Here is a 24,213-nt window from a genome sequence, read left to right on the forward strand (position 1 = left end):
GCCCGTCGTCGGGCAGCATGGCGATGCCCCTCAGAAGCCTTCCAGGATGCCCGTGGGGCGCTACACGCCCTTCCATGAGCAGATCCCGTTCACGCTTGAGGATCGCCAGTGGCCGAACCGCGTGGCGACGCGAGCACCGCGCTGGTGTGCGGTGGATCTTCGCGATGGCAACCAGGCCCTCATCGATCCCATGAACACCGAGCGCAAGCTCCGAATGTTTAATCTGCTCGTCGACATGGGCTACAAGGAGATCGAGATCGGTTTCCCTTCGGCCTCGCAAACGGATTTCGACTTTTGCCGCACGCTCATCGAGCAGGATCTCATCCCCGATGACGTGACGATCCAGGTTCTCGTCCAGTGCCGCGAGCATCTCATCGAGCGCACGTACGAGGCGCTCCAGGGCGCGAAGCGCGCGATCGTGCACTTCTACAACTCCACCTCGATCGTGCAGCGCGATGTCGTGTTCCGCGCGAGTGAAGACGAGGTGCTCGACATCGCCGTGCAAGGCGCACTTCTCGCGAAGAAGTATGAGGAATCGCTCGATGGCTGCGACATCACGTACGAGTACTCGCCCGAGTCGTTTACGGGAACGGAAGTCGAGTACGCGGCGCGCGTGTGCAACGCGGTCATCGACATCATCAAGCCCACCCCCGAGAAGAAGATCATCATCAACCTCCCCGCGACCGTGGAGATGGCGACCCCGAACGTGTACGCCGACTCGGTTGAGTGGATGGACAGGAACCTTCATTCTCGAGAAAGCGTCGTGCTCTCGCTTCACCCGCACAACGACCGCGGCACGGGCGTTGCGGCCGCGGAGCTCGGCTACCTCGCCGGCGCTGACCGCATTGAGGGGTGCCTTTTCGGCAACGGTGAGCGCACGGGCAACGTGGATCTCGTGACACTCGGCCTCAACCTCGCGACCCAGGGGGTCGACCCCCAGATTGACTTCTCGAACGTCCCCGAGATCCGCCGTACCGTTGAGCACTGCAACCAGATCGGCGTGCACGAGCGTCACCCGTACGGCGGCGACCTCGTGTTCACGGCGTTCTCGGGCTCGCACCAGGACGCGATCAAGAAGGGCCTCGAGCGCATGGATGCCGACGCCGCGAAGGCAGGCGTCGAGGTGAGCGATGCGACTTGGCGCGTACCGTACTTGCCCGTCGACCCGAAGGACATCGGCCGTAGCTACGAGGCCGTCATTCGAGTCAATTCGCAGTCCGGCAAGGGCGGCATGGCCTACCTCTTGCGTACCGAGCACGGACTGGACCTCCCGCGCCGCTTGCAGATCGAGTTCTCGAGCATCGTGCAGCATCGCACCGATACCGCGGGCGGCGAGGTCACTCCGGCCGAGCTGTGGGAGACGTTCGTCGACGAGTACCTGCCGCACCCGGATACGGCGAAGCGATGGGGCCGCTATGGCTTCCGCGGCGTTACCCAGCATTCGGAGGGCGACGGTGCTGACCGGATCGCCGTGCAGCTGCGCGTCGAGGACCATGAGAGCACGATCGAAGGCCTCGGCAACGGCCCCATCGACGCGTTCGTGAAAGCACTCGCTTCGCGAGGGGTGAAGGTAAGGATCCTCGACTACGCCGAGCATGCACTCAGCGAGGGCGATGATTCGCTCGCGGCAGCGTACATCGAGGCGGAAATCGGTGAATCGATCTATTGGGGCGTTGGCGTCGATGGTTCGATCACCCGTGCCTCGCTTCAGGCGCTCGTCTCGGCGCTCAACCGCGCCGCGCGAGCCGGGATTCTCTAGGGGTTCGGGGCAGGTGGCCTCGAGACTTTACCGAGATGATGCGATCGTTCTTCGCACCCAGGATTTGGGGGAAGCCGATCGCATCGTTACCCTCTATTCGAAGAACCACGGAAAGATCCGTGCCGTCGCGAAGGGCGTACGGAAAACATCCTCGCGCTTCGGGGCGAGGCTCGAGCCTTTCCAGCGCGTCGACGTGCAGTTCCACCGCGGCCGCTCGCTCGATACCGTCTCCCAGGTCGTGACGATCACGGCTTATGCCGAGCACATCGCTGGCGACTATGCGCGCTATACGGCCGCTGCGGCGATGGGAGAGGCCGTCGATCGCCTCACGAACGAAGGGTTTGATCCCACGAGCGCGCACTACATGATGCTCGTGGGCGCGCTCCATGCGCTCGTGCATTCGGAGCACCCACCCGTGCTAATCCTCGATGCCTTCCTCCTTCGGACGATCGCGATGGCGGGCTGGCGGCCGGAGCTTCGACGCTGTGCCGTGTGCGGTGCCGAAGGCCCTCACCAGGCGTTCGATGTGAGCCAAGGGGGAGTGGTATGCCGCGAGTGCCGGCGTCCCGGCGCCGTTGCCGCGCGCCCGAGCGTGACCGAGCACATGATTTTCCTCCTCGCAGGCGATTGGGACGAGGCTCTCGCGACCGATCTCGCCGCCCAAGGCGAAGCGGGTAGACTCATTGCGCGTATCCTCGCCTATCACCTGGAGCGGCCGCTTGCTGCCCTAGACTTGGTGGATCGATCCATTGAGAGCGCCGCGGCGCTGAAGGAGCACGCGTGAATTCCTCGTATGTGAAGCCCCCTGAGCATCCCTCGGGGGAGATCGCCCCGCGTCTCGAGGATCGTTTTATCCCGAGGCATGTCGCAGTTGTCATGGACGGCAACGGACGCTGGGCGAATAGGCGCGGCTTGCCGCGAACCGAGGGGCACGCCGCAGGTGAGGCCGCGCTGCTCGACGTTGTCGCGGGTGCGATCCAGGTGGGCGTCACCCACCTGAGCGCCTACGCATTTTCGACGGAAAACTGGTCGCGGTCGCCAAGCGAAGTGCGCTTCCTCATGGGGTTTTCGCGCAGCGTTCTACGCCGGCAGCGCGACACGCTTAATTCGTGGGGCGTGCGCATCAAATGGATCGGCCAATCCAAGCGTCTGTGGCCGAGTGTCATCAAGGAGTTGCGTGAAGCCGAGGAGCTGACGAAGCACAACACAGGTCTCACGCTCTACATGTGCGTGAACTACGGAGGCCAGGCAGAACTTGCGGATGCGGTGCGCGAGATCGCCGCGAAGGTCAAGAGCGGCAAGCTTTCGCCCTCGCGCGTGAATGAGAAGACCATCCGCGCGCACCTATACGATCCGGACATGCCCGACGTCGACCTTTTTATCCGCACCTCGGGAGAGCAACGCACCTCCAACTTCCTCCTGTGGGAGGCAGCGTATGCCGAATTGCTTTTCGTTCCCGAGCTGTGGCCCGATGTCGATAGGCGAACGCTCTGGCGCGCGATCCTCGACTACGCGAAGCGCGACCGCCGATTCGGCGGCGCGGTCGATAAGGTCGCGAGTTCCGCTGAAAGCGATGCGTAGGGTGCGCTAGTTTTCGCGTGTCTCGACCTCGTGCGCACGACCATCTGGGAGAAGGGGAGCCTTTTCCCCCGTGATATTGCGTGTGCGCGCGAGCTCACGTGTGGCCCGGTTCCGCTCGGCACGCTTGCGAAGAATATAGAAGGTGAGGAGTCCGACGGCTGCCACGGCAATCGCCGCCGCAACGTAGGGATTGGTGAGGGCCACCTCCCACCACAGGGCGAAGGCGGCGAGGCCCACTGTCGCGTAGATGACGGCCCACGCGAATCCACCGACGATGAGCGCGGGGATGTAGCGCGTAAGAGGCATACGGGTGATACCCGCGGCGAGATTGGCGGCTGTTTGGAACCCGACTGTGAGGAAGCTCAGGGCAACGATCGGTGCACCCCATCTATTGACTTTCTCGGCAGCACTTTCCACACGTGGGCTCGTGAGGATGGCGTGGAAGCGCCCGCGGTCGGCAAGCTTGTAGGCGAGACGGCCTAATAGGTAGGTTCCTCCGGCGCGGCAATAGATCACGACGAGGAGAAACGCGATCGCGGGGATGAGGGGGAGAGAGTTAATCCAATCAAGCATTCGAACGGGGCGCGCCTACTGTGATGTGCCAGCGGCCGAGCATTCGGGGCAAAGCCCAAAGATCTCCATTGTGTGCTCGATTTCGGTGAAGCCATTCTCGTGGGCAATCGTGTTCGCCCATTCCTCAAGTTCGGGCGGCAGAAACTCGACGGTTTTGCCACAAGCGCGGCATACGAGGTGATGGTGGTGCGATTCCGTGGTGCATTGGCGATAGATCGCCTCGCCGGAATCGGTGATGATCACGTCCACGAGACCGGCGTCAACGAGTGGCTGCATGTTGCGGTACACGGTCGCGAGGCCCACCGACTCGCCGTCGGCCCTCAAGAGATCGTGAAGTTGCTGCGCCGTCATGAAATCTTGTGCCGATTCGAGCGCCCGCAGAATCGCGGTGCGTTGCTTTGTGGTGCGGAGTGGTTTCGCCACGTCAATCACGTGCCCTTCGGTTCATGTGAGACTCGCGCGCGGCCAAGAAACGTTTGCGCGAGAACCCCCAGGATATAGAACGCAATTGCAATCAGCACGATGACTCCGCCGGGCGGAAGGTCGACGTACACGGTGAGAAGTAGACCGCTGACGGCACACACCACACCGAGGAGCATGCTCACGCGCATCGTGCGGGCGAAGCCACGAACGACCTGCTGTGAGGCGGCGACGGGAACGATCATGAGGGCGGAAACCATGAGCGCGCCCACGATTCGCATCGCAAGCGTGACGGTCAGCGCTGCCATGATCGCGATGAGCACGTTCACGGCACGCACGGGAAGCCCGATCGCACGTGCATGTTCCTCGTCGCTAGTGACAGCGAACAGGAGAGGGCGTGCCCCCACGCCAATCACGAGAATCGCGAGGGCGAGCGCGAGAGCCACCCATAGATCGGAGTGCGTCACGGTCGCAAGCGAACCGAAGAGGTACGCCATGAGGCTCTGCGAGGTGCCGCCCGCGAGCTGGATGATCACGACCCCTCCGGCGATACCGCCATAAAAGAGAATCGCGAGAGCGGTATCCCTGCTCGTGTGCCCCACTTCGCGCACGTATTCGATGAGGACCGCACCAATAACGCTTGCAAGGAGCGCGCCTGGGATCGCGAGTGCATCGCTGCTCGAAAGCTGGAAGATTGAACCCGCGAGCCATCCAAGGGCAACTCCCGTGAGTGCGACGTGACCGAGCCCGTCGCCGAGAAGCGAGAGACGCTTTTGCACGAGGTATGTCCCAACGACGGGGGCGGTGAGGCCCACAAGAACCGCGATGATGAGCGGGTAACGGACGATCGGTGAAAGGAGAAGGTCGATAGGGCTCACGGGTGAATCTCATTCCCTAGGCACTGGTCGATGGTCGCATTCACGTGATGCTTGCCATCTTCGCTCTCACTCGCAGAGGCGTGAGGATCGTCATGGGGCAGCGGCCCGTCGTGAACGATACGCCCCTCTTCCATGACGATCGCCCGCGTGACGAGGTCCCGCAGGGGGTCGAGGTCGTGGAGAACCACAACGACAGTTGTGCCGCGCTCGTGGAGCTTTGCGATGAGACTCGAGATGTTTTCCTGGGTAGCGGAATCGACACCAGTGAACGGCTCGTCGAGGACGAGGATGCGCGGTTCGCGCGCAAGGGCGCGGGCAATCATGACGCGCTGGCGCTGGCCCCCGGACATTTCCGTCACGGCCCGGGAGCTGAGATCCGCGAGCCCCACGAAGTCGAGAGCACGTTCAACCTTCTGTTTCGAAGCCCTCGCGAAAAGTCGACTGCTCGTGAGGAGGCCGCTCGACACAGTTTCATAGGCGCTCGCAGCGATGTTGCCGCTAAACGCCGCCATCTGCGGGACGTAGCCGATCGCATCGTGGACGCCTCGAGTCGACGATGGCCGCCCGAGAATCTGCGCGCTCCCGCTCGCCATGGGAAGAACCCCGATCATCGCCTTGAGCAAAGTCGATTTGCCCGAGCCGTTTGGGCCGAGGATCGCGACGACCTCGCCCTCGCTAATGCGAGTCGTGACGTCTTTGAGCACGACGGAACCGCCGCGCACGAGGTTCACATGGCGAACCTCAAACGCGGCGGCGTCGTGAGTAGTAGCGGTGCTCACTGCCAGGAGGCAACGAGCTTGTCGGCATTTTCTCGCATGACCTGAGCATAATCTTTCTTCGCATCGAGCTGCGTCTCAAGATTGTCGAGCTCCTCGGCCTTTGCACCCGTGCGGCTCGCGAGTGCCTCCGCTACCGCGGGAGTCGCGGATGTCTCGAAGAACACGGTCGTGAGCTTTTCCTTCTTCACGAGGTCTGCGAGCTCGAGCAGGCGCTCCGTCGACGGTTCATTCTCGGGGTCGATGCCCGCGATACCGATCTGGTGCAGGTCGTAGGTGTCGGCGAGGTAGGCGAAAGCAGTGTGGCTCGTGATGAACGACTTCTCGCGCTTCACCGACTCGTACTTCGTGTGAAGCTCCTCGTCGAGTTCCGTGAGTTCCTTCTCGAGTGCCTCGTAGTTCTTGGCGTAGTCCTCGGCGTGGTCGGCATCGATCTCAGACAGAGAATCGGCGAGTGCCTTTGCTGCCTTGATCATGCGGTGGGGATCCTGCCAGAAGTGAGGATCGATGCCGCCGTGATCGTGGTCGTGTCCCTCGTGGCCGTGATCGTCGTGCTCGTGAGCGTGATCTTCGCCGTGCTCATGGTCGTGCTCATCGCCACCGGCATCGCTTGCGCCATGTTCATGTTCGTGCTCATGTTCGTGCTCGTGCTCATGCTCGTCGCCGCTCGCGGGAAGGATGTCCACGAAATCGTTGAGGTTCACAAGGTTCTTCGGCTTGTGTGCCTTGATCGCGTCGTCAACCGCGTTCTGGTAGTGCTCGATCTGCACCACGAGATCGGCGTCGGCCATCTGCGCAACCTGCTGCACCGAGAGCTCAAGGCCATGCGGGTCGATGCCCGGCTTGACCGGGTTGATGATGGAGACGTGCTTTCCGCCAATCTTCTCGGCGAGGTACTGGGTGGGGTAGCACGTGATCATGACCGAGACATCGCCGGATCCCGAGCTACCGTCGGAATCCTTGCCCCCGCCCGAGGTGCCGCCGCAGCCCGCAAGGAGGGCGGCGAAGGTGAGTCCGCCGCCGAGCGCGAAAGCGCGACGCGAGACCGGTGTGGAAAGGCCGTGAGAAGAACGTGAAGTACTCATGAGAACTATTATCAATGATGGTTGTGGGATGCGGCAAATCTGAGGCCGTGCATGTGAAAGAAGGAGCAACGATTCGGTGGTTTCTGGTTAGGGTGGAAGAAAGCGCGCAAGCCATGTGCGCCAAGCGTTTCAAGGAGATCTCGTGGCGAAGCCCCAACCGTCGAAGCTCGATAACGTCATCGCCCTCGCAAAGAAGCGTGGATTCGTATTCCCCGCCGGCGATATCTACGGCGGCACGCGCTCGGCGTGGGACTATGGCCCGCTTGGCGTGGAGCTCAAGGAAAACATCAAGCGCCAGTGGTGGCGCACGTTCGTGACCTCGCGCGCCGACATGGTGGGGCTCGACTCCTCGATCATCTTGCCCACGCGCGTGTGGGAGGCCTCTGGCCACGTAAAAACCTTTACCGATCCGCTCATTGAGTGCCGCAGTTGCCACAATCGCTTCCGCGAGGATCACCTCATTGAAGAGTTCGAAGAACGCAAGGGCCGCAAAGCTGAGGGCATGAGCGAGATCCCGTGCCCGAATTGCGGCACAAAGGGTGAATTCACCGAACCGCAGCAGTTCTCGGGCCTCATGAAGACCTACCTCGGCGCTGTGGATAACGAAGAGGGCCTGCACTACCTTCGACCCGAGACCGCGCAGGGCATCTTCGTGAACTTCCTCAACGTCGTTAATGCCGCGCGCGTAAAGCCGCCGTTCGGCATCGGCCAGGTGGGCAAATCTTTCCGCAACGAGATCACCCCCGGCAACTTTATTTTCCGCACGCGCGAATTCGAACAGATGGAAATCGAGTTCTTCACGCAGCCCGAACGTGCCGGCGAGTTTTTCGACGAATGGGTCGAGGCGTGTGAGAAATGGTTTTTCGATCTCGGTATCAAACCGGAAAACATTCGCCGCTTTGACGTTCCGGAAGAGGAGCGTGCCCACTATTCGGATGCCACCATCGACCTCGAGTACCGGTTTGGTTTTCAGGGCAGCGAATGGGGTGAGCTCATGGGCGTCGCTAACCGCACTGACTTCGACCTCGCAAGCCACACCGAGGCTTCGGGCACGAAGATGCAGTACTTTGACCAGGCAAGTGGCGAACGCTACACGCCCTACGTCATTGAGCCGTCCTTTGGCCTTACTCGTTCGATGATGGCCTTCCTGATCGACGCGTACGAAGAAGACGAAGCCCCCAACACGAAGGGCGGCGTGGACAAGCGCACCGTGCTCAAGCTCGATCCGCGTCTCGCGCCGGTCAAGGTTGCCGTGCTTCCGCTCTCCAAGAGCGAGGATCTTCAGCCCACCGCGCACAAGCTCGCCACGGAACTTCGCGGGCTGTGGAACATCGAGATGGATCTCTCGGGCGCGATTGGCCGCCGCTACCGCCGTCAAGACGAAATCGGCACTCCCTATTGCGTCACGGTGGACTTCGACACGCTCGAGGATCAGGCCGTGACAGTGCGCGACCGCGACACGATGGCGCAGGAGCGTGTGGCACTTTCTCAGATCAAGGGCTACCTCGCCGAACGCCTCGCAGGCTGCTAAGGAACGCCCTTCACGTATGAATCGTTCCCTCACGATCGGCCCCCACACGAGCGACACCCCCGTCGTTCTCGCCCCGATGGCGGGGGTCACGAACATGCCGTTTCGACTTTTGTGCCGCGAGTTTGGTGCGCGCCATTCGGCGAATGACGGTGGTTTTTTCGTTTCCGAAATGGTGACAAGCCGCGCGATTGTGGAGCGGCACCCGGAGACGATGCGTCTCGTGACGATGGGGCCGCGCGAAACGCCGCGCTCAATCCAACTCTACGGGGTGGACCCCGCGACGATCGCTGCCTCCATTCGCGTACTTCGCGAGCTCGACCTCGTTGATCACGTGGACCTCAATTTCGGCTGCCCCGTTCCCAAAGTCACTCGCAAGGGTGGCGGTGCTGTGCTTCCGTGGAAAACGGAACTGTTCACCCGCATCGTGACCGAGGCAGTGAAAGCAGCCGAGGATGTACCCGTGACGGTCAAGACTCGCATGGGGGTCGATGATTCGCACCTCACCTACCTGGACGCAGGCCGCATCGCGGAAGAAGCGGGTGCTGCCGCGATCGCTCTTCACGGCCGCACCGCGAACCAGCACTACTCCGGGCATGCCCGCTGGGAGGCAATCGCGAAGCTCAAGCAGGCCGTGACGAGCATCCCCGTGCTTGGCAACGGCGATATCTGGAGCGCAGAGGATGCCCTGCGAATGGTTGAGGAAACCGGATGCGATGGGGTCGTCGTTGGCCGCGGCTGCCAGGGGCGCCCGTGGCTCTTCGCCGACCTCGCGGCAGGATTCGCCGGCAAGCCAGACAGGGTGAAACCCACGCTCGGCGAGGTTGCCCAAGTGCTCATTCGCCACGCGGAGCTTCTCATCGATTTCTTCGAAGACGAGGGCCGCGGTGTGCGGGATCTTCGCAAGCACGTCGGCTGGTACTTCAAGGGATATCCGGTGGGCGGCAAGGCTCGACATGCCCTTGCGACGATGGCCTCTCTCGACGACCTCAAGGAAAAGCTTGCCGTGCTCGATTGGGATGCCCCGTATCCAGGGGAGCCGGTCGAGGGGCCACGCGGGCGCGCGGGCCACCCGAAGCGCACGCATATGCCCGACGGCTGGCTCGACTCCCGCGAGATCTCCGATGAACATCGCGCCCGTTTGCACGAGGCGGAGTTGTCCGTCTCTGGAGGGTGAGTCATGCCGCCGCACATTCCCGCCCCTTACCATTCACGCGATATCGAGCGGTTTTACACTGAACCGCCGAAGTCGCAAGCGCGCACTCCGTTCCAACGCGACCGCGCCCGCATTTTGCACTCGTCGGCGCTTCGGCGCCTAGGCGCAAAGACACAGGTGCTCGGTGCCGGCTCGAACGACTTCTCGCGCACGCGCCTCACGCACTCGCTCGAAGTCGCGCAGGTGGGGCGCGATATCGCGCACGAACTTGGATGCGACCCGGACATTGTGGATGCCGCGTGCCTCTCGCACGATCTTGGCCACCCGCCGTTCGGCCACAACGGTGAGCGCGTTCTCAACGACCTTGCGGGCGATATCGGCGGGTTCGAAGGAAACGCGCAAACTCTGCGCTTGCTCGCAAGGCTCGAGCCGAAGGTGCTCGGGGGCGAAAAGAGCTATGGACTCAACCTCACGCGCGCCGCTCTCGATGCCGCTGTCAAGTACCCGTGGCGCCGGGGCGAGGGCCCGAACCCCGATTCCCCCAAGTTTGGGGTGTACGAGGACGACTTGCCCGTGTATGAGTGGGCACGCGAGGGCTCACCCGAGCACCGCAAATGCCTCGAGGCTCAGGTCATGGATATCTCCGACGACATCGCCTATTCGGTCCACGATATTGAGGATGCCATCACGGGCGGCTCGATCACGCTCAGTGCACTGAAGGATCCACAAGAGCGCGCGGCTGCACTCTTTGTTGTGCAGGACTGGTATGCGCCGCATCTTTCACTCGAAGAACTCGATGTTGCCCTCAGTCGCCTCGAGAAGGAGACGGTGTGGCAGTGGGAATATTCGGGCGATCCATTCTCCGCGGCAGCTCTCAAAGACATGTGCTCGCAGCTGATCGGCCGTTTCGTCGGTTCGGTCGTCGAGGCGACCCGAGAAGCACACGGCTCGCACGCCCTTGCCCGCTTTGAAGGAAGCGTTGTGGTGCCAGAGGATACCGAGCGTGAGATTGCGGTGCTCAAGGGGCTCGCTGCCGCGTACGTCATGTCGAGCAGGGCGCAGCAGGGAGTGTACGCCCTGCAGGAGCAGATCCTCACTGACCTTTTCGCACTCTTTCGCCGCACGGGTCCCGCGCATCTCGACCCGATTTTTACCGTTCTCTACGAGCGGGCGAAAACTCTCGAGGAACGCGAGCGGGTTATCGTTGATCAGATCGCTTCACTCACCGACGTCTCTGCGGTGCGCCTTCACTCCGAGTTCTTCTCGGGCGCCTACTCAGACGCGCTAGCGGGCGATGTGCCGCTTCCAGGGTTCGGCCCCGAGATCCCGTTATAGAGAGCGAGGAAAGTTCGCGTGAAAGGCCTCATCAAGCGCGAGGACATCGTTGCCGTGCGCGAGCGCGCGAACCTCGAGGAGATCGTATCGGAGCACGTGACGCTCAGGAGCGCGGGCCTAGGCTCCATGAAGGGGCTGTGCCCCTTCCACGATGAAAAAACACCCTCGTTCAACATTCGCCCCGCGATCGGCCGCTACCACTGCTTCGGCTGCGGCGAGGGCGGAGACGTGATCGAATTCGTCCAGAAAATCAACCACATGAGCTTCACCGAAGCGGTCGAATACTTGGCGTCGCGCTACGGTATCCATTTGCGATATGAAGAATCCTCTTCCCGCGCTGACCGCGATTCCGGGCCGCGTACCGATTTCGGCACTCGCCAACGTTTGCTCGCCGCGCACGAGGTCGCGGAGCAATTCTTCCGCGAGAATCTCACGAGCCCCGAGGCGGAGATCGGCCGCCGGTTCCTCGCCGAACGTGACTTCGGCCCTCGCGCCGCCGCGCACTTTGGCATCGGCTTCGCTCCTCAGGGCTGGGACAATCTCACGAAACATTTGCGTGGGCGCGGATTTACGGAAAAGGAACTAACTCTGAGCGGGCTCGTCTCTGAGGGGCAGCGCGGCGTGTATGACCGTTTTCGCGGCCGCCTGATCTGGCCGATCCGCGATGTGACGGGCAAAACGATCGGCTTTGGAGCGCGCCGCCTTTTTGACGACGACAAGGGCCCGAAGTACCTCAACACCCCCGAGACCCCGATCTACAAGAAGTCGCAGGTCCTCTACGGTCTCGACCTCGCGCGAAAGAACATTTCCTCAAAGCGCCAGGTGGTCGTCATGGAAGGCTACACCGACGTGATGGCGGCGCATGCGGCCGGAATCGACACGGCCGTCGCCTCGTGCGGCACCGCGTTTGGTTCCGAGCACGTCACGCTCGTGCGCCGCATCATGGGAGATACGTCGGCGCTGAGCTCGCTGAACCTCGCGAGCGGCGCGGGCAGTGCTTTTGCCGGTGCTGGGGGAGAGGTGATCTTCACCTTCGACGGAGATGAAGCGGGCCAGAACGCCGCCCTCAAGGCATTCCGCGAGGACCAACGCTTTGTTGCCCAGACCTATGTCGCCGTGGACCCCCAAGGAATGGATCCGTGCGATATTCGCGTCAAGCGAGGGGAAGAAGCGCTCAAAGACGTGATCGCTGCGCGCATTCCCATGTTCGAATTCGCGATCCGAGCGGCGCTGCGAAGCGTGGACCTCGATACAGCCGAGGGGCAGATCGCGGGGCTGCGCATGGCCGCGCCGGTCGTGGCACAGATCCGTGATCACGCGCTTCGGCCCGAATACGCCCGCAGACTTTCGGGCTGGCTTGGCCTCGACGAGAGGACGGTGCAACGAGCGGTTCAAGACGCGGGCAAGGCGGTCTATGAACAACGCCGGATTGCGCAGCAGGCGTCGGAAAACGCCCCGGAAGGCCCGGGTCACGGCAGTTCCGACGCTCCCCACGCACCCGAGGAGTCTGAACCGTTACTGTCGCCCATTCGCCTGCGGGATATCACGCAAACGCGCGACCCGATCGAGGCGGCCGAGGTGCAGGCGCTCGCGCTCATGCTCCAAGCACCCTGGGCTGTCAGCATTGAAGACGTCCATGCTCTTCCCGATGAGCCTTTTCGCACCGTGACGCTTCAAAGTGTGTGGGATTGCGTGATTGCGACCGGTCTCTTTGACGACGCAGCCGAGAACAAGGTGAGCGTTCGCGCATTCGTCGAGGCAGTTATGGAAATCGCAGGGGAGCCGCTCAGGCCCCTCATCGGTGATCTTGCCTCATACCCGCTTCCCGCGCGCGACGAGCAACAGCTCAATCGCCTCGGTCCCGCGCTCATGCGGCGTCTCCAGCAATTGAGCTACACGCACGAGATCTCGGAGCTTCGCCGGAAACTCGGCAGGCTTACACCCGATCGGGATGCCGAGGAATTCCGCGCGACGATGACCGCGCTACAAGTAGCGCAGCAACGGCTCCGGGCGCTCAAGGAGTAGGGGAGACGCGCAGTCGTCGGCCAACTCACAACTAGCCGACGAGGTGGAGGCGGCGAGGCTCCTCACCGCTTGCGGCGGCGCGGAAGCTCTCCAGTTCATGATCCCAGGCCTCGCCGAGGGCCTTACCGATCTCATGGTCGATGCGGGCGGCGTCGCCAGACCCTGCCGCGAGGCAATAGCGGATGCGATCCTCGGTGAGGGTGACGTTGCCCGCGGCGTCGATTGCTGCGTGGTGAATGCCGAGCGAAGGCGTGTACATCCAGCGCGAGCCTTCTTCCCCGACGCTCGGTTCTTGCGTGACTTCGAAGCGCACGCCGTCCCACCCTCGAAGCGCAGTCGCGAGGCGTGCGCCCGTTCCTTCGGGGCCGGTCCAGTTGATCCCCATGCGCAGCTGCGAGGGGTCGCCTTCGTGGCGATGCCACTTGACGCGCACGGGCACGCCAAGAACTCCGCTGACGGCCCATTCAAGGTGAGGTGCAAGGGCACGCGACACGGAGTGGATTGTGAGGGTTCCACGAGCCATGGGCTTACCTTTCGTATCAATCGAAACGTCTTCCCCACGATTCGCGTTGATACCTGTTGCGGCCTGGCTCGGGCCTCTGAACAGTCTAGAGGGTTTCGCGGATTGCCCGCAATGCCTTCTTCTTTTCGCTCTTCTCGAGGCCATCGATGTAGAGGGCGCCATCGAGGTGACCAACCTCGTGCTGAATGAGGCGCGCGACGATGCCTTCGCCTTCGAGCGTGACCTTCTTGCCGTCAAGGTCGATGCCCTCGCACGCGGCTTTCGCCGAACGCTCACGTTCGAACCAAAGCCCAGGCACGGAGAGGCAGCCCTCGTCGCCGCCTTGCTTCTCGTCCGAAAGGTACGTGATGACGGGATTGAGGATGTATCCGAGCTCGCCATCGATATTCCATGAGAAGGCCCTGAGGCTCACGCCAATCTGATTGGCGGCGAGGCCGGCGCGGCCCTCCTCGTTGACGTTTTCGAGGAGATCATCCACGAGGGCACGCACGCCGGGCGTGATCTCCTTAATCGGATCGCATTCGGTGCGCAGAACCGGATCGCCAACGACGCGGATATCGCGTTTCGCCATTACTTCTCCTCCTCGTGAGACGCAGTACCTACCGAGCCGCCTGCGTCGCTAATTGCGTGGCGCACCTCAGCACCCGGAACGACAGTGCGCTGAATCGTGCACGCAGCGTCGATGACGCGGTCAATCACGGAAGCGAGCTTTTCTCGCTCACGCTCGTCAAGCCCCGAAAGGTCCAGCTGGATCGACTCGTCGATCTCATGGTAGCGGTCGTCCTTCTCGTCAGACGTGCCGTGTGCGTAGAGACGGGCTGCAAAATCTTCGCCGAGGCGCCGCGCGACCGCGTGATCCATCGACATTCCAGCACAGCCGACGAGCGCGAGCTTCAAGAGCTCGCCGGGGCTCACACGCCCGTCCTCGAGTCCGATTGGGATTTCTACCCCGCTTTGAGTGTGGCCGACGAACTGGCGCGTCGCGACCCTATCGACCCATACGCTTCCCGGGCCGAAGCCCGCGGGGCGTTCAAACGATTCGGGTGAGTGAACGCTCATGGATTCTTCCTCTCCGGTCACGGCTGGTGCTTCTGCACACGAGAAAAACGAAGGCCCCGGGTCTTCCCGAGGCCTTCTCTTGCTCCCCCAATTGGACTTGAACCAATAACCCTTCGATTAACAGTCGAATGCTCTGCCGATTGAGCTATGGGGGATCGACTCGAAATACATTAGCAGCGACCGGGATCAGATCGCCAATTCAAGCGCCGGATCCGGCCGCGATGTGCCAAAGGACACGCAACTGCACTTCGCGCGCGCCGAATTTTCCAAGGAGGCTCACGAGTGGCGATAATGGAGTGCGCATACGGGCCCGTAGCTCAGTTGGTTAGAGCACCGGACTCATAATCCGTCGGTCGCGGGTTCAAGCCCCGCCGGGCCTACTTACGTCCCTCACATGCAGCACAAGCGGGGCCCGACAACCGTCGGACCCCGTTTTTGTGTGTGCATAAAGTGCGCGAGTTACGCGCTTGCGAACACGACCGACATGTCGTGGCCGCCGAAGCCGAAGGCGTTGTTGATCGCGGCGATGTCGCCGCTTGGGAGCTCGCGCGGCTTGCCGTTAGCGACGTCCATCGTGACGCCCTCGTCGAGGTTCTCGATGTTGATCGTGGGCGGCGCCACCCGATTGTGGAGGGCGAGGATGGTGAAGATTGATTCCACGGCGCCCGCGCCGCCGAGGAGGTGGCCCGTCATCGACTTGGTGGAGGTGACGACGACCTGGTCGGTTTGGCCTTCGAGGGCGATCGAGATGGACTCGAGTTCGTTGAGGTCGCCGAGCGGGGTGGAGGTGCCGTGCGCGTTGACGTGAACGACGTCGCGTGCGGCAAGGCCGGCATCGGTGAGGGATTCGCGGATCGCACGCGCCTGGCCTTCGGTGCTCGGTGCGGAAATGTGGTGGGCGTCCGACGCCATGCCGCGGCCCGCGAGGTAGGCGTAGATATGCGCACCGCGTGCTTTCGCGTGTTCCTCGGTCTCGATGACCATGATTCCGGCGCCTTCACCGAGCACGAAGCCGTCGCGATCACGGTCGTACGGGCGAGAAGCGGTCTCGGGCGAATCGTTGCGAGTCGAGAGAGCGCGGATGTTCGCGAAGCCCGCGAGGGGGAGCGGGTGCACGCAGCCTTCGGTGCCACCAACAATGGCGATATCGGCGCGGCCACTGCGCACGAAGTCGAGGCCGTGTGCAAGAGCCTCGGCGCCCGAGGCGCACGCCGAAACGGGGGTATGGGCACCGGCCTTCGCTCCGAACTCGATCTCGATGTGCGCGGCCGCGGAGTTCGCCATGAGCATGGGGACGGTGAACGGGTTGACGCGGCGCGCACCGCGTTCTTTCACGGTGTCCCACTGGTCAAGGATCGTCCATACACCACCGATGCCGGTGCCAACTACGACTCCCAGGCGAAGCGGATCGACCTCGGGGCTACCCGCGTCCTTCCAAGCTTCGCGGGCAGCGATCATCGCGTATTGGCCGTTCGGATCGAGCTTCTTCGCCTCGGGTTTTGAAAGGTGATCGAGCGGATCGCCCGCAACCCTGCACGCGAAGTTCACAGCGAGCCCGTAGCGCTCGGCCCAGTCGTTCTCGAGCGTATGAGCGCTCGAGGTTCCCGCAAGGGCGGCTTCCCAGGAGCTCTCGATGTCGACTCCAAGCGGGTTGAACGTGCCGAGGCCAGTGACAACTACGCGAGGGCTCTCGCTCATGGGTTCTCCTTGCAGGCGTGAGGGAAAAGGGCGAAAAGACTACAGTGCGCGCCCACCACAAACGGGCGAGCGCGCACTAGCAAAAAATCAGGCCTGAGCGTTCTCGATGAACTTCACTGCGTCGCCGACGGTGACGAGGTTCTTGACTTCTTCATCGGGGATGCGAACGTCGAACTTCTCTTCGGCGTTCACGACGATGGTCATCATCGAGATCGAGTCGATGTCGAGGTCGTCGGTGAACGACTTGTCGAGCTGAACGTCAGCGGTCTCAACACCGGTCTCCTCGTTCACGATCTCGGCGAGGCCGGCGAGGATTTCGTTTTCGGTGTGTGCCATGGAGGCTCTCCTTTGTGCTTTACGAATTAAATCAGCGGCATTAGCCTACAGTGCAAAACCTGAAGGTTCAGGTTCCGACGGCTGCAAGTTTGACGCGTGTCTCGCTACTGCCGGTCGCTTCCTGCCCCGTGTTCTTTTTCAAGGAACCTTTTCTTTGGGCACGGCTTCGACCAAACAATACGGGGCACGCGTTACGGCAAAACGACGATCTGGCACGCGTATGCGAGACCGGCGCCGAAGCCGATCTGCACGCACACGTCACCGGACTTCGCCTGTCCCTCGTCGAGGAGGCGATGCACAGCGAGTGGAACGGAAGCCGCGGAGGTGTTGCCCGTATCGGCGATGTCGCGGCCGATCACGACGCTCTCGGGAAGCTTGAGCTGCTTAGCAAGCTCATCGATGATGCGCATGTTCGCCTGGTGGGGGACGAACACGTCGATGTCGCCGACGGTGAGCCCCGCTTCGTCGAGCGCTTTGCGGACGATTTCGGCGGTGTGCCACACAGCCCAACGGAACACGGTGCGGCCATCCTGCTCGAGTGTCGGGAAGCCGAGCTCCGGCTTGTCGCGGTACTCGAGAAGCGAGTGCGTCATACGGATGGTTTCCCAGTGTTCGCCGTCGCTTCCCCAGATCGTCGGGCCGATCTTCGGCTCGTCACTTGTGGAGACGATTGCGGCGCCCGCCCCGTCGCCGAGGAGGAAGGAGATCGAGCGGTCAGTGGGGGAGATGAGGTCCGACAGTTTCTCGGCACCGACGATCAAGACGTTCTTCGCGGCGCTCGAGCGTACAAGGGCATCGGCCTGACCTACCGCGTAGCAGAAGCCCGCGCACGCCGCCGAGATATCGTACGCGACGGCGTCCTCGATGCCGAGGCGTGCGGCAAGCAGGGTTGCCGCCGACGGCGTCTGATACTCGAAGGAAATCGTCGAGACGATCACCGTGTCGATGTCGGCAGCTTTAAGCCCTGACTTCTCGATTGCTTCCCGCGAGGCAGTCTCGGCGAGGTCGATCATGTGAATGCCTTCGCTCGCGCGCTTACGGGTCACGATGCCCGTGCGGCGGCGAATCCATTCATCTGAGGAGTCGATGGGCCCGGCGATGTCGTCGTTCGTGACAACCAGGTCGCCGCGCGCAGCTCCGTAAGAAAGAATTTTCGAGCCCGCAACGGGCTTCGAAGGGCGAAGATTGACCACTGAAACTACGCCTCCTTCGGAGCTTGGCCGGCGTGCTCGCGCACGAAGTCTCGCGCGGCGTCAAGCTGATCGGGAGTATTGAGGTCAAATCGCGCAAGGGACTTAGCGTCGCGCTTGACGAGGCCAGTGAGCGTGCCCGCAGGCGCAAGTTCAAGCAGGCCCGTAACGCCCTCGGCTTCGAACGCGCGCATGCACGAAAGCCAATCAACGGTGTTCGCCACTTGGGTGACGATCGAGTTGAGGAAAGCCTGGCCGTCGCGAACCACGGCACCGTCGGCGTTCGAAATCACGGGAATCTGCGGCTGACGTACCGAATAGTCGCTCACGCGCGCGGCAAGCACCTCACGGGCACTCGCCATGAACGGCGAATGGAACGCACCGGCAACCTGAAGCGGGATCACGCGCGCCTTAGCTGGCGGATTCTCCTTGAGAGCCTCAAGCTGCGCGAGTGAACCTGCGGCTACGACCTGTGCAGCTCCGTTGATGTTCGCGGGAACGGCACCGGCTGCCTCGATCTTCGCAAGCACCTCTTCGCGTACGCCACCTACGACCGCGGCCATGCCTGTCTCCTCCGCAGCAGCGGCATCGGCCATGGCCCTCGAGCGATCACGAACGAACTCCATGGCGTCGGTCTCCGTAAGCGCTCCACTCAGGCCCGCGGAAGCTACCTCACCCACCGAGTGGCCGACATAGAAATCGGGGCGGGGAACATCGAGGGCGCCAAAGAGAACACTGTGCACGATGAGGCTCGACGCGACGAGAAGTGGCTGAGCAACAGCCGTGTCGCGGATCGTGTCGGCATCCGACTCGGTCCCGTGCTTCACGATATCCACGCCCGCAGCTTCACCGAGGGAGCCCGCGTATTCAGCGACACTATCGATCTCGAGCCACGGGGCGAGGAACCCCGGCTTCTGGGCGCCCTGTCCGGGCGATGCAATGACGAGCACGCCACTGTCCTTTCACGTGTCTATCGAGAGGAGGCCGCTTCCGTGCGAAGCGCGGCCTCAAACATTGCGAGGGAGGCGTCGGACCCCACCCCCGAGGAAATTGCCAGGTGCGCGGCGTGCGCGAGAGCCGCCTGAAGCGAGCGTTCCACCTCGCCCCAGGGCTTCACGCGTGTGCCGCGTCGGCCATCCGTTTCCACAATACCCGCCGCCGCAAGCGACTTGATGGCCTTCGCCGCTGTATTCGGTGCAACGCTCAAGGCCTCGGCGAGCGCCCGCACGGAGGGCAGCTTCTCACCGGGAGCGAGAGTGCCCTCCGCCGCAGCGTTCGCTATCGCATCGTGGAGTTGCGCGGCCGCATTCGGCGCAGACGCGTCGATGCGCAACCACGGCAGTTCGGCGTTCACGGCGGTCAGGCGTCCCCACCCGCACCGCCGGAGGTTCCGGCGTTGACGTTGAGCAGGTCGTACTTATCGATGGCTTGCTTGACGACCGAAGGATCGATCTTTCCCTGGTCGGCGAGGGACTTGAGCGCGCGTACAACGAGAGACTCGCGATCGATGTGAAGGTAGCGACGCCCGGCAGCGCGAGTATCAGAGAAGCCCCAACCCTCGGCACCGAGAACCGCATAGTCGTTCGGGATCCACGGGCGGATCATGTCGGGAACGAGGTAGTCGAAGTCCGTCGTCGCGATGAACGGTCCTTCGGCGTCCTTGAGCTTCTCGACCATCCACGGAGTCTTCGGCTCCTCCTCGGGGTGGAGGAAGTTGTGCTTGTCGGCCGCAAGAGCGTCATTACGCATCTCGCTCCACGACGTCACCGACCATACGGCAGAGCGCACGCCCCAGTCCTTGTAAAGAAGGTCGCGCGCCTCGCGAGTCCACGGCACAGCGACACCCGAAGCCATGAGCTGTGCGACCGGGCCATCGCCCTCCTGGACCTCGTCGACCCTGTACATGCCCTTGATGATGCCTTCGACATCGACATTCTCAGGCTCGGCGGGCTGGTGAATCGGCTCGTTGTAGACGGTCAGGTAGTAGAAGACCTCCTGGAGGCGCTCCTCGTTATCGCCGTACATGCGCTGCAGACCATCGCGCACGATGTGGCCGATCTCGTAACCGTAAGCCGGGTCGTAGATGACCGCCGCCGGATTCGTGTAGGCGAGGAGCGGCGAGTGACCGTCCATGTGCTGGAGTCCCTCGCCGGCAAGGGTGGTTTTACCGGCGGTCGCGCCGATGACGAAGCCCTTGGCCATCTGGTCACCCGCGGCGTAGAAGAAATCGCCCGTGCGCTGAAAGCCGAACATGGAGTAGAAGATGTAGAAGGGGACGAGCGGCACCTCGTGCGTCGAATACGCGGTACCCGCGGCAGTGAAGGCACTCGTCGAGCTGATCTCGTTGATGCCCATGTGCTTGATCTGGCCCTGCGCCGATTCCTTGTAGGCAAGGAGAAGGTCGCGATCCACCGAGAGGTAATTCTGCCCCTTCGGGTTGTAGATCTTCGCGGTCGGGAACATCGCATCGAGACCGAACGTGCGTGCCTCATCGGGGATGATCGGAACCCAGTACTTGCCGGTCTCCTTATCGCGCATGAGGTCCTTGAGCAGCCGAACGAGTGCCATGGTCGTCGCGACTTCCTGCTTGCCCGAGCCACGCTTCGCAACGGCCCACGTCTTTTCACCGGGCACGGTGAACGTGGCCTTCTTGTGGCGGTTATCGGGAACAACCCCGCCGAGCTCGGCCCGGCGATCGCGCATGTACTGCATCTCGGGGGAGTCCTCCGCCGGCATGTAGTACGGCTGGTCGTAGAGATCCGCTTCGAGCTGCTGATCGGTGAACGGAATGTGCAGCGTGTCGCGCAGCTGCTTGAGATCCTCGATCGTGAACTTCTTCATCTGGTGGGTCGCGTTGCGGCCCGCGAACTTCTTGCCAAGAACGTAGCCCTTAATGGTGTGCACGAGGATCACGGTCGGCTTGCCATTCTTCACGGTCATGGCGTGCTTGAACGCCGCGTAGATCTTCTTCGGATCGTGGCCGCCGCGCTTGAGGCCCCACCAAATATCGGCGTCGCTCATGTTCTCGACAAGTGCCTTCGTGCGCGGATCGCGGCCAAAGAAGTTGTCTCGAATGAAGCCGCCGGACTCGGCCCGGAAGGTCTGGAAGTCACCATCGGGCGTCGTGTTCATGAGGTCCACGAGCGCACCGTCGGTGTCTTCGGCGAAGAGCTTGTCCCAGCCCTCGCCCCACACGACCTTGACGACGTTCCAGCCGGCACCGCGGAACTGCGCTTCGAGCTCCTGAATGATCTTGCCGTTACCACGCACGGGCCCATCGAGCCGCTGAAGGTTGCAGTTGACGACGAACGTGAGGTTATCGAGCTGCTCGTTCGCGGCAATGTGCAGTGCACCTCGCGACTCGACCTCGTCCATCTCACCGTCCCCGAGGAACGCCCACACGTGCTGTTCGCTCGTGTCCTTGAGACCGCGGCTGTGAAGGTAGCGGTTGATTGAGGCCTGCTCGATCGCGTTGACCGGGCCGATGCCCATGGAGACGGTCGGGAACTGCCAGAACTCCGGCATCGCGCGCGGGTGCGGGTAGCTCGGGATGCCGTGTGGGTTCGACTTTTCCTGGCGGAAGCCGTCGAGGTCTTTTTCGCTCAAGCGGCCCATGAGGAAGGCGCGGGAGTAAATTCCGGGGGAAGCGTGCCCCTGGAAAAACACCTGGTCGCCGCCACCGCGGTGCTCGCGGCCACGGAAGAAGTGATTGAAGCCCACTTCATACACGGTTGAAATGGAGGCGTAGCTCGAAAGGTGACCACCCACACCGATCTCGGGGCGCTGGGCGCGGTGCACCTGCATCGCGGCGTTCCAGCGCACAGCTCGGCGAATCGACTTCTCGATGTCGAGATCACCCGGGTACTCGGGCTCGTCCTTCGCAGCGATCGTGTTCACGTAGTCGGTGTTCTCCACACTCGGGACGTCAAGGTCCCGTGCACGCGCGTGAGTAAGGAGGTTTCCGACGATGTGTGAGGCGCGCTCAGGCCCGCCATTCGCCACGACCGCGTCGAGAGAGTCGATCCACTCCCTCGTCTCTTCGGGATCCACGTCGTTTGCGTGGCTGGGAAGACCGATTCCTTGACGCCCGGTGATGTCGTTCGAGTTCACGCTTGTGTTCTCCCTCATGGTGTGAGTGAAAAAGGGCTGTGCCTTAGGGCCCGCCATTGTGCGCATCTAGCGTATAGCGTGCGCCCGAAAGGGAGGTGAGCGCGAGGGCGAGAAAGGTGCCGTGACTCTCACCTGCCCGGGCCACTTCTCGCATAGTTTTTTGTGAGTGACACCGCCATCGACCTTCGGTACAGTTGGAACGTCCGGAGATGCCCCATCTCACTTCCCGATCTCCAAAGGAGTCGCCCCTTGTCACCGGTTGCAGCTTCGAGCGACAACCTTGCCGAAGTTTTTGAGTTCCACGAAGGCCAGCTTGTGCAGGAGTTCGGGTACGACGACGATGTAGACCTCGACCTCCGCGACGCCATCGAGGACCTCATTGATGCCGACCTCGAAGATGAGTACTCTCGCGAGATCGTTGATGGCGTGATCATGTGGTGGCGCGATGGCGACGGGGATCTCACCGATGGTCTCGTCGATTGCCTCTCGAGTCTCGTTGCCGGTGGCCCCGTGTGGCTTCTTACGCCGAAGCCCGGGCGCCCAGGTCACGTGGATCCCGCAGACATTCAGGAGGCGGCGAATACCGCGGGGCTTCGTGGCATGAACGCCGTGTCGCTCGCACCGGACTGGTCAGGTACGCGCCTCGCCTCTCGATCCTAGGCTTTTCGGTGCGGGTTTTTACCCGCGCCGTTCCCGTTTTGCCGATTCGGGCGCATCGTGGGATGATTGCCCGCGCGGGTCTTTAGCTCAGTTGGTTAGAGCGCCACGTTTACACCGTGGATGTCGGGGGTTCGAGTCCCTCAAGACCCACTCACGATGACTCAACTCACGATGTGAAGATCGATCTGCCCCGCTTGATGGCGGGGGCAGTTTGGTTTCTGCGGTGACAGTTCGGGGTCAGGGGATGAGGCCGTAGAGGGCGGTGTCGTGGACGCGGTCGCCAGCGATATGTGCGGCGGTGAGAGTGCCTTCGTGTGTGAATCCCAGACGTTCGGCGACCGCGCGGCTGCGAACGTTCTCGGTGGCGGTGCGAATCTCGATTCGGCGGATGCCTCGGTCTTGGTGGAGATGATCGATTAGGGTGCGTGCGGCGCGGGTGACCAAGCCGCGGCCTTCGGCGTCCGCGTCGATCCAGTAGCCGAGATCGGCGACGCCGATGTAGGAATCGATCCGGGCACCGATGGAGCCGACCACGTGTCCTTGGCTGACGATGGCGGCGGGCAGGGCTTGGCCGTCGACCCACTGGTGCATCTGGTGAGTGGTGAATGCGGCGAGCCCCTCCTCGGTCTGCGGTCCTTTGGCCCAGTGCTCCCATTGGCGGAGTCGGTCGAGGTTCTTCTCGATGAGGGCGTGGAGTGCTGGAACTGTCCACATTTCTCGGAGGACGAGTTTGTCGTTGTTGCCGAGGTCGATGGCGAACTGCGTCATGGTGTTCTCCGATGTGGTCCGGATCCGAGTGGGCTGGGCTGGCCGACCCGGCATCAGCATAGGACTTCAGTGCGTGGCGGTCCGCTGGAGTTGCTGGGCATCGCAGCTAGGAGGTGTCGACATGAAGACACCTGTCGCTGTTGCGCGTATCCATCTGCGCGGTGATGCGGTGGAGCGGGTAGTGGTCGAACCCGAGGGCGACGTTTCCGATCGGTGTCACCCATACCGTCCAGCCTTGGGACAAGAGAGCTGAATAGCAGCACATCGGGCGTCACCCGCGGGCGTCGTACGCCTCCCGCGCCGCCAGCACCTCCGTCATGTGGATCTCGGCCCAGGCCTTGAGCTGCATCACCGGCACCAGCAGCGACCGGCCAAGAGCAGTCAGCCGGTAGTCGACCCGCACCGGCACCGACGCCGTCACCTCCCGCGCCACGAGCCCGTCCCGCTCGAGCGCCCGCAACGTCTGAGTGAGCATCTTCTGACTGACCCCGGCCAGTCGACGCGAGAGCTCGGAATAGCGCAGGCCGTCCTCGCTCTCGCCCAGGGCGGCCAACACCAGCGTCACCCACTTGTCGGCGATCCGGTCGAGGAGTTGACGGCTGGCGCACCCGGCCATGAAGGCGTCGAACTCGCGTCGCGACTGCTCGGCTCGCTGGGCGGCGGACATGGTGGCCATGACTCTCCTCCGGGTGCGTACCCGACCTTTCGGTGCCTACTTCCTTATGGAGAGTTTGACCGTCACAGTGGACGACG

The 24,213-nt window shown here is 62.7% G+C and carries 24 protein-coding genes and 3 tRNA genes; 10 read left to right on the forward strand and 17 right to left on the reverse strand.

Annotation, left to right across the window (positions count from 1 at the left end; all coding sequences use genetic code 11):
- The first annotated feature begins 46 nt into the window (after positions 1-46).
- The 3 genes from leuA to M3B90_RS00330 are packed head-to-tail and all read left to right on the forward strand — an operon-like array spanning position 47 to position 3,340.
- A complete protein-coding gene (gene leuA / locus M3B90_RS00320; protein ID WP_259888271.1) occupies positions 47-1,759 on the forward strand; it encodes a 2-isopropylmalate synthase in 1,713 nt (570 codons plus the stop codon).
- A 13-nt stretch (positions 1,760-1,772) separates the two neighbouring features.
- Entirely contained in the window at positions 1,773-2,543 is a 771-nt protein-coding gene (recO, locus tag M3B90_RS00325) for a DNA repair protein RecO (protein ID WP_259888067.1), read from the forward strand.
- On the forward strand, positions 2,540-3,340 hold the full coding sequence (locus tag M3B90_RS00330) for an isoprenyl transferase (RefSeq protein ID WP_259888068.1): 801 nt from the start codon (positions 2,540-2,542) through the stop codon (positions 3,338-3,340). Before recO ends, M3B90_RS00330 begins: the two co-directional genes overlap by 4 nt.
- Before the next feature lie 6 nt (positions 3,341-3,346).
- On the opposite strand, the gene M3B90_RS00335 is transcribed toward M3B90_RS00330, so the two are convergent.
- Genes M3B90_RS00335 through M3B90_RS00355 form a run of 5 tightly spaced genes read right to left on the reverse strand, consistent with a single transcriptional unit; the run spans position 3,347 to position 7,072 of the window.
- The gene (locus tag M3B90_RS00335) at positions 3,347-3,913 is read right to left on the reverse strand and encodes a DedA family protein (protein ID WP_259888069.1); all 567 of its coding nucleotides are present in this window, start codon (positions 3,911-3,913) and stop codon (positions 3,347-3,349) included.
- A 15-nt stretch (positions 3,914-3,928) separates the two neighbouring features.
- A complete protein-coding gene (locus M3B90_RS00340) occupies positions 3,929-4,336 on the reverse strand; it encodes a Fur family transcriptional regulator (protein WP_311199919.1) in 408 nt (135 codons plus the stop codon).
- A 5-nt stretch (positions 4,337-4,341) separates the two neighbouring features.
- On the reverse strand, positions 4,342-5,211 hold the full coding sequence (locus M3B90_RS00345; RefSeq protein WP_259888071.1) for a metal ABC transporter permease: 870 nt from the start codon (positions 5,209-5,211) through the stop codon (positions 4,342-4,344).
- On the reverse strand, positions 5,208-5,990 hold the full coding sequence (locus tag M3B90_RS00350; RefSeq protein WP_259888072.1) for a metal ABC transporter ATP-binding protein: 783 nt from the start codon (positions 5,988-5,990) through the stop codon (positions 5,208-5,210). The genes M3B90_RS00345 and M3B90_RS00350 overlap by 4 nt, the downstream gene beginning before the upstream one ends.
- Positions 5,987-7,072 (reverse strand): metal ABC transporter substrate-binding protein, encoded by a 1,086-nt coding sequence (locus M3B90_RS00355; protein ID WP_259888073.1) that lies wholly within the window; start codon positions 7,070-7,072, stop codon positions 5,987-5,989. Before M3B90_RS00355 ends, M3B90_RS00350 begins: the two co-directional genes overlap by 4 nt.
- A 142-nt stretch (positions 7,073-7,214) precedes the next feature.
- Here M3B90_RS00355 and M3B90_RS00360 point away from each other — a divergent pair, with 142 nt between their 5' ends.
- From M3B90_RS00360 to dnaG, 4 genes are read left to right on the forward strand one after another with little or no spacing between them, the layout of a single operon-like run.
- Positions 7,215-8,603, forward strand: coding sequence for a glycine--tRNA ligase (locus M3B90_RS00360; protein ID WP_259888074.1), 1,389 nt, complete (start codon positions 7,215-7,217; stop codon positions 8,601-8,603).
- 16 nt (positions 8,604-8,619) lie between these two features.
- Positions 8,620-9,777, forward strand: coding sequence for a tRNA dihydrouridine synthase DusB (dusB, locus tag M3B90_RS00365; RefSeq protein WP_259888075.1), 1,158 nt, complete (start codon positions 8,620-8,622; stop codon positions 9,775-9,777).
- A gap of 3 nt (positions 9,778-9,780) precedes the next feature.
- Complete coding sequence (locus tag M3B90_RS00370; RefSeq protein WP_259888076.1) at positions 9,781-11,091, forward strand: deoxyguanosinetriphosphate triphosphohydrolase; 1,311 nt, start codon at positions 9,781-9,783, stop codon at positions 11,089-11,091.
- A gap of 18 nt (positions 11,092-11,109) precedes the next feature.
- Positions 11,110-13,116, forward strand: a complete 2,007-nt coding sequence (gene dnaG / locus M3B90_RS00375; protein WP_259888077.1) for a DNA primase — start codon at positions 11,110-11,112, stop codon at positions 13,114-13,116.
- Between the two features lie 31 nt (positions 13,117-13,147).
- Here the strand turns inward: dnaG and M3B90_RS00380 are convergent, their stop codons facing one another.
- From M3B90_RS00380 to M3B90_RS00395, 4 genes are all read right to left on the reverse strand, one after another.
- Positions 13,148-13,639: a DUF3145 family protein gene (locus M3B90_RS00380; protein WP_065247747.1), complete on the reverse strand. Its 492-nt coding sequence runs from the start codon at positions 13,637-13,639 to the stop codon at positions 13,148-13,150.
- A gap of 85 nt (positions 13,640-13,724) precedes the next feature.
- A complete protein-coding gene (locus tag M3B90_RS00385) occupies positions 13,725-14,210 on the reverse strand; it encodes a peptide deformylase (protein WP_065247748.1) in 486 nt (161 codons plus the stop codon).
- A complete protein-coding gene (locus tag M3B90_RS00390; RefSeq protein ID WP_259888078.1) occupies positions 14,210-14,698 on the reverse strand; it encodes an OsmC family protein in 489 nt (162 codons plus the stop codon). The genes M3B90_RS00385 and M3B90_RS00390 overlap by 1 nt, the downstream gene beginning before the upstream one ends.
- An 82-nt stretch (positions 14,699-14,780) precedes the next feature.
- Positions 14,781-14,853, reverse strand: a tRNA-Asn gene (locus M3B90_RS00395).
- A 151-nt stretch (positions 14,854-15,004) separates the two neighbouring features.
- Between M3B90_RS00395 and M3B90_RS00400 the strand changes: the two genes are divergently transcribed.
- Positions 15,005-15,078, forward strand: a tRNA-Ile gene (locus M3B90_RS00400).
- 79 nt (positions 15,079-15,157) lie between these two features.
- On the opposite strand, the gene M3B90_RS00405 is transcribed toward M3B90_RS00400, so the two are convergent.
- The 6 genes from M3B90_RS00405 to aceE all read right to left on the reverse strand — a co-directional run bounded on the left by M3B90_RS00405 (position 15,158) and on the right by aceE (position 22,050).
- Positions 15,158-16,396: a beta-ketoacyl synthase gene (locus tag M3B90_RS00405; protein ID WP_259888079.1), complete on the reverse strand. Its 1,239-nt coding sequence runs from the start codon at positions 16,394-16,396 to the stop codon at positions 15,158-15,160.
- An 87-nt stretch (positions 16,397-16,483) separates the two neighbouring features.
- Positions 16,484-16,732, reverse strand: coding sequence for an acyl carrier protein (locus M3B90_RS00410; RefSeq protein ID WP_055087801.1), 249 nt, complete (start codon positions 16,730-16,732; stop codon positions 16,484-16,486).
- A gap of 191 nt (positions 16,733-16,923) precedes the next feature.
- Positions 16,924-17,925 (reverse strand): beta-ketoacyl-ACP synthase III, encoded by a 1,002-nt coding sequence (locus M3B90_RS00415; protein WP_259888080.1) that lies wholly within the window; start codon positions 17,923-17,925, stop codon positions 16,924-16,926.
- Positions 17,926-17,930: 5 nt separating this feature from the next.
- Positions 17,931-18,872: an ACP S-malonyltransferase gene (locus M3B90_RS00420; protein ID WP_259888081.1), complete on the reverse strand. Its 942-nt coding sequence runs from the start codon at positions 18,870-18,872 to the stop codon at positions 17,931-17,933.
- Between the two features lie 20 nt (positions 18,873-18,892).
- Positions 18,893-19,276, reverse strand: a complete 384-nt coding sequence (locus M3B90_RS00425; protein WP_259888082.1) for a GntR family transcriptional regulator — start codon at positions 19,274-19,276, stop codon at positions 18,893-18,895.
- Between the two features lie 5 nt (positions 19,277-19,281).
- Positions 19,282-22,050: a pyruvate dehydrogenase (acetyl-transferring), homodimeric type gene (gene aceE, locus M3B90_RS00430; protein ID WP_259888083.1), complete on the reverse strand. Its 2,769-nt coding sequence runs from the start codon at positions 22,048-22,050 to the stop codon at positions 19,282-19,284.
- Positions 22,051-22,281: 231 nt separating this feature from the next.
- Here aceE and M3B90_RS00435 point away from each other — a divergent pair, with 231 nt between their 5' ends.
- Both M3B90_RS00435 and M3B90_RS00440 read left to right on the forward strand, forming a co-directional pair.
- Complete coding sequence (locus M3B90_RS00435) at positions 22,282-22,692, forward strand: DUF3052 domain-containing protein (RefSeq protein ID WP_074296849.1); 411 nt, start codon at positions 22,282-22,284, stop codon at positions 22,690-22,692.
- A gap of 76 nt (positions 22,693-22,768) precedes the next feature.
- Positions 22,769-22,842: transfer RNA gene (locus tag M3B90_RS00440), tRNA-Val, on the forward strand.
- A gap of 87 nt (positions 22,843-22,929) precedes the next feature.
- Here M3B90_RS00440 and M3B90_RS00445 read toward each other — a convergent pair.
- On the reverse strand, positions 22,930-23,460 hold the full coding sequence (locus M3B90_RS00445) for a GNAT family N-acetyltransferase (RefSeq protein ID WP_259888084.1): 531 nt from the start codon (positions 23,458-23,460) through the stop codon (positions 22,930-22,932).
- A 271-nt stretch (positions 23,461-23,731) separates the two neighbouring features.
- Positions 23,732-24,136: a helix-turn-helix domain-containing protein gene (locus M3B90_RS00450; protein WP_259888085.1), complete on the reverse strand. Its 405-nt coding sequence runs from the start codon at positions 24,134-24,136 to the stop codon at positions 23,732-23,734.
- Between the last annotated feature and the right edge of the window lie 77 nt (positions 24,137-24,213).

Source organism: Dermabacter sp. p3-SID358, from assembly GCF_025147465.1.
In the GTDB taxonomy this organism is placed as follows: Bacteria; Actinomycetota; Actinomycetes; order Actinomycetales; family Dermabacteraceae; genus Dermabacter.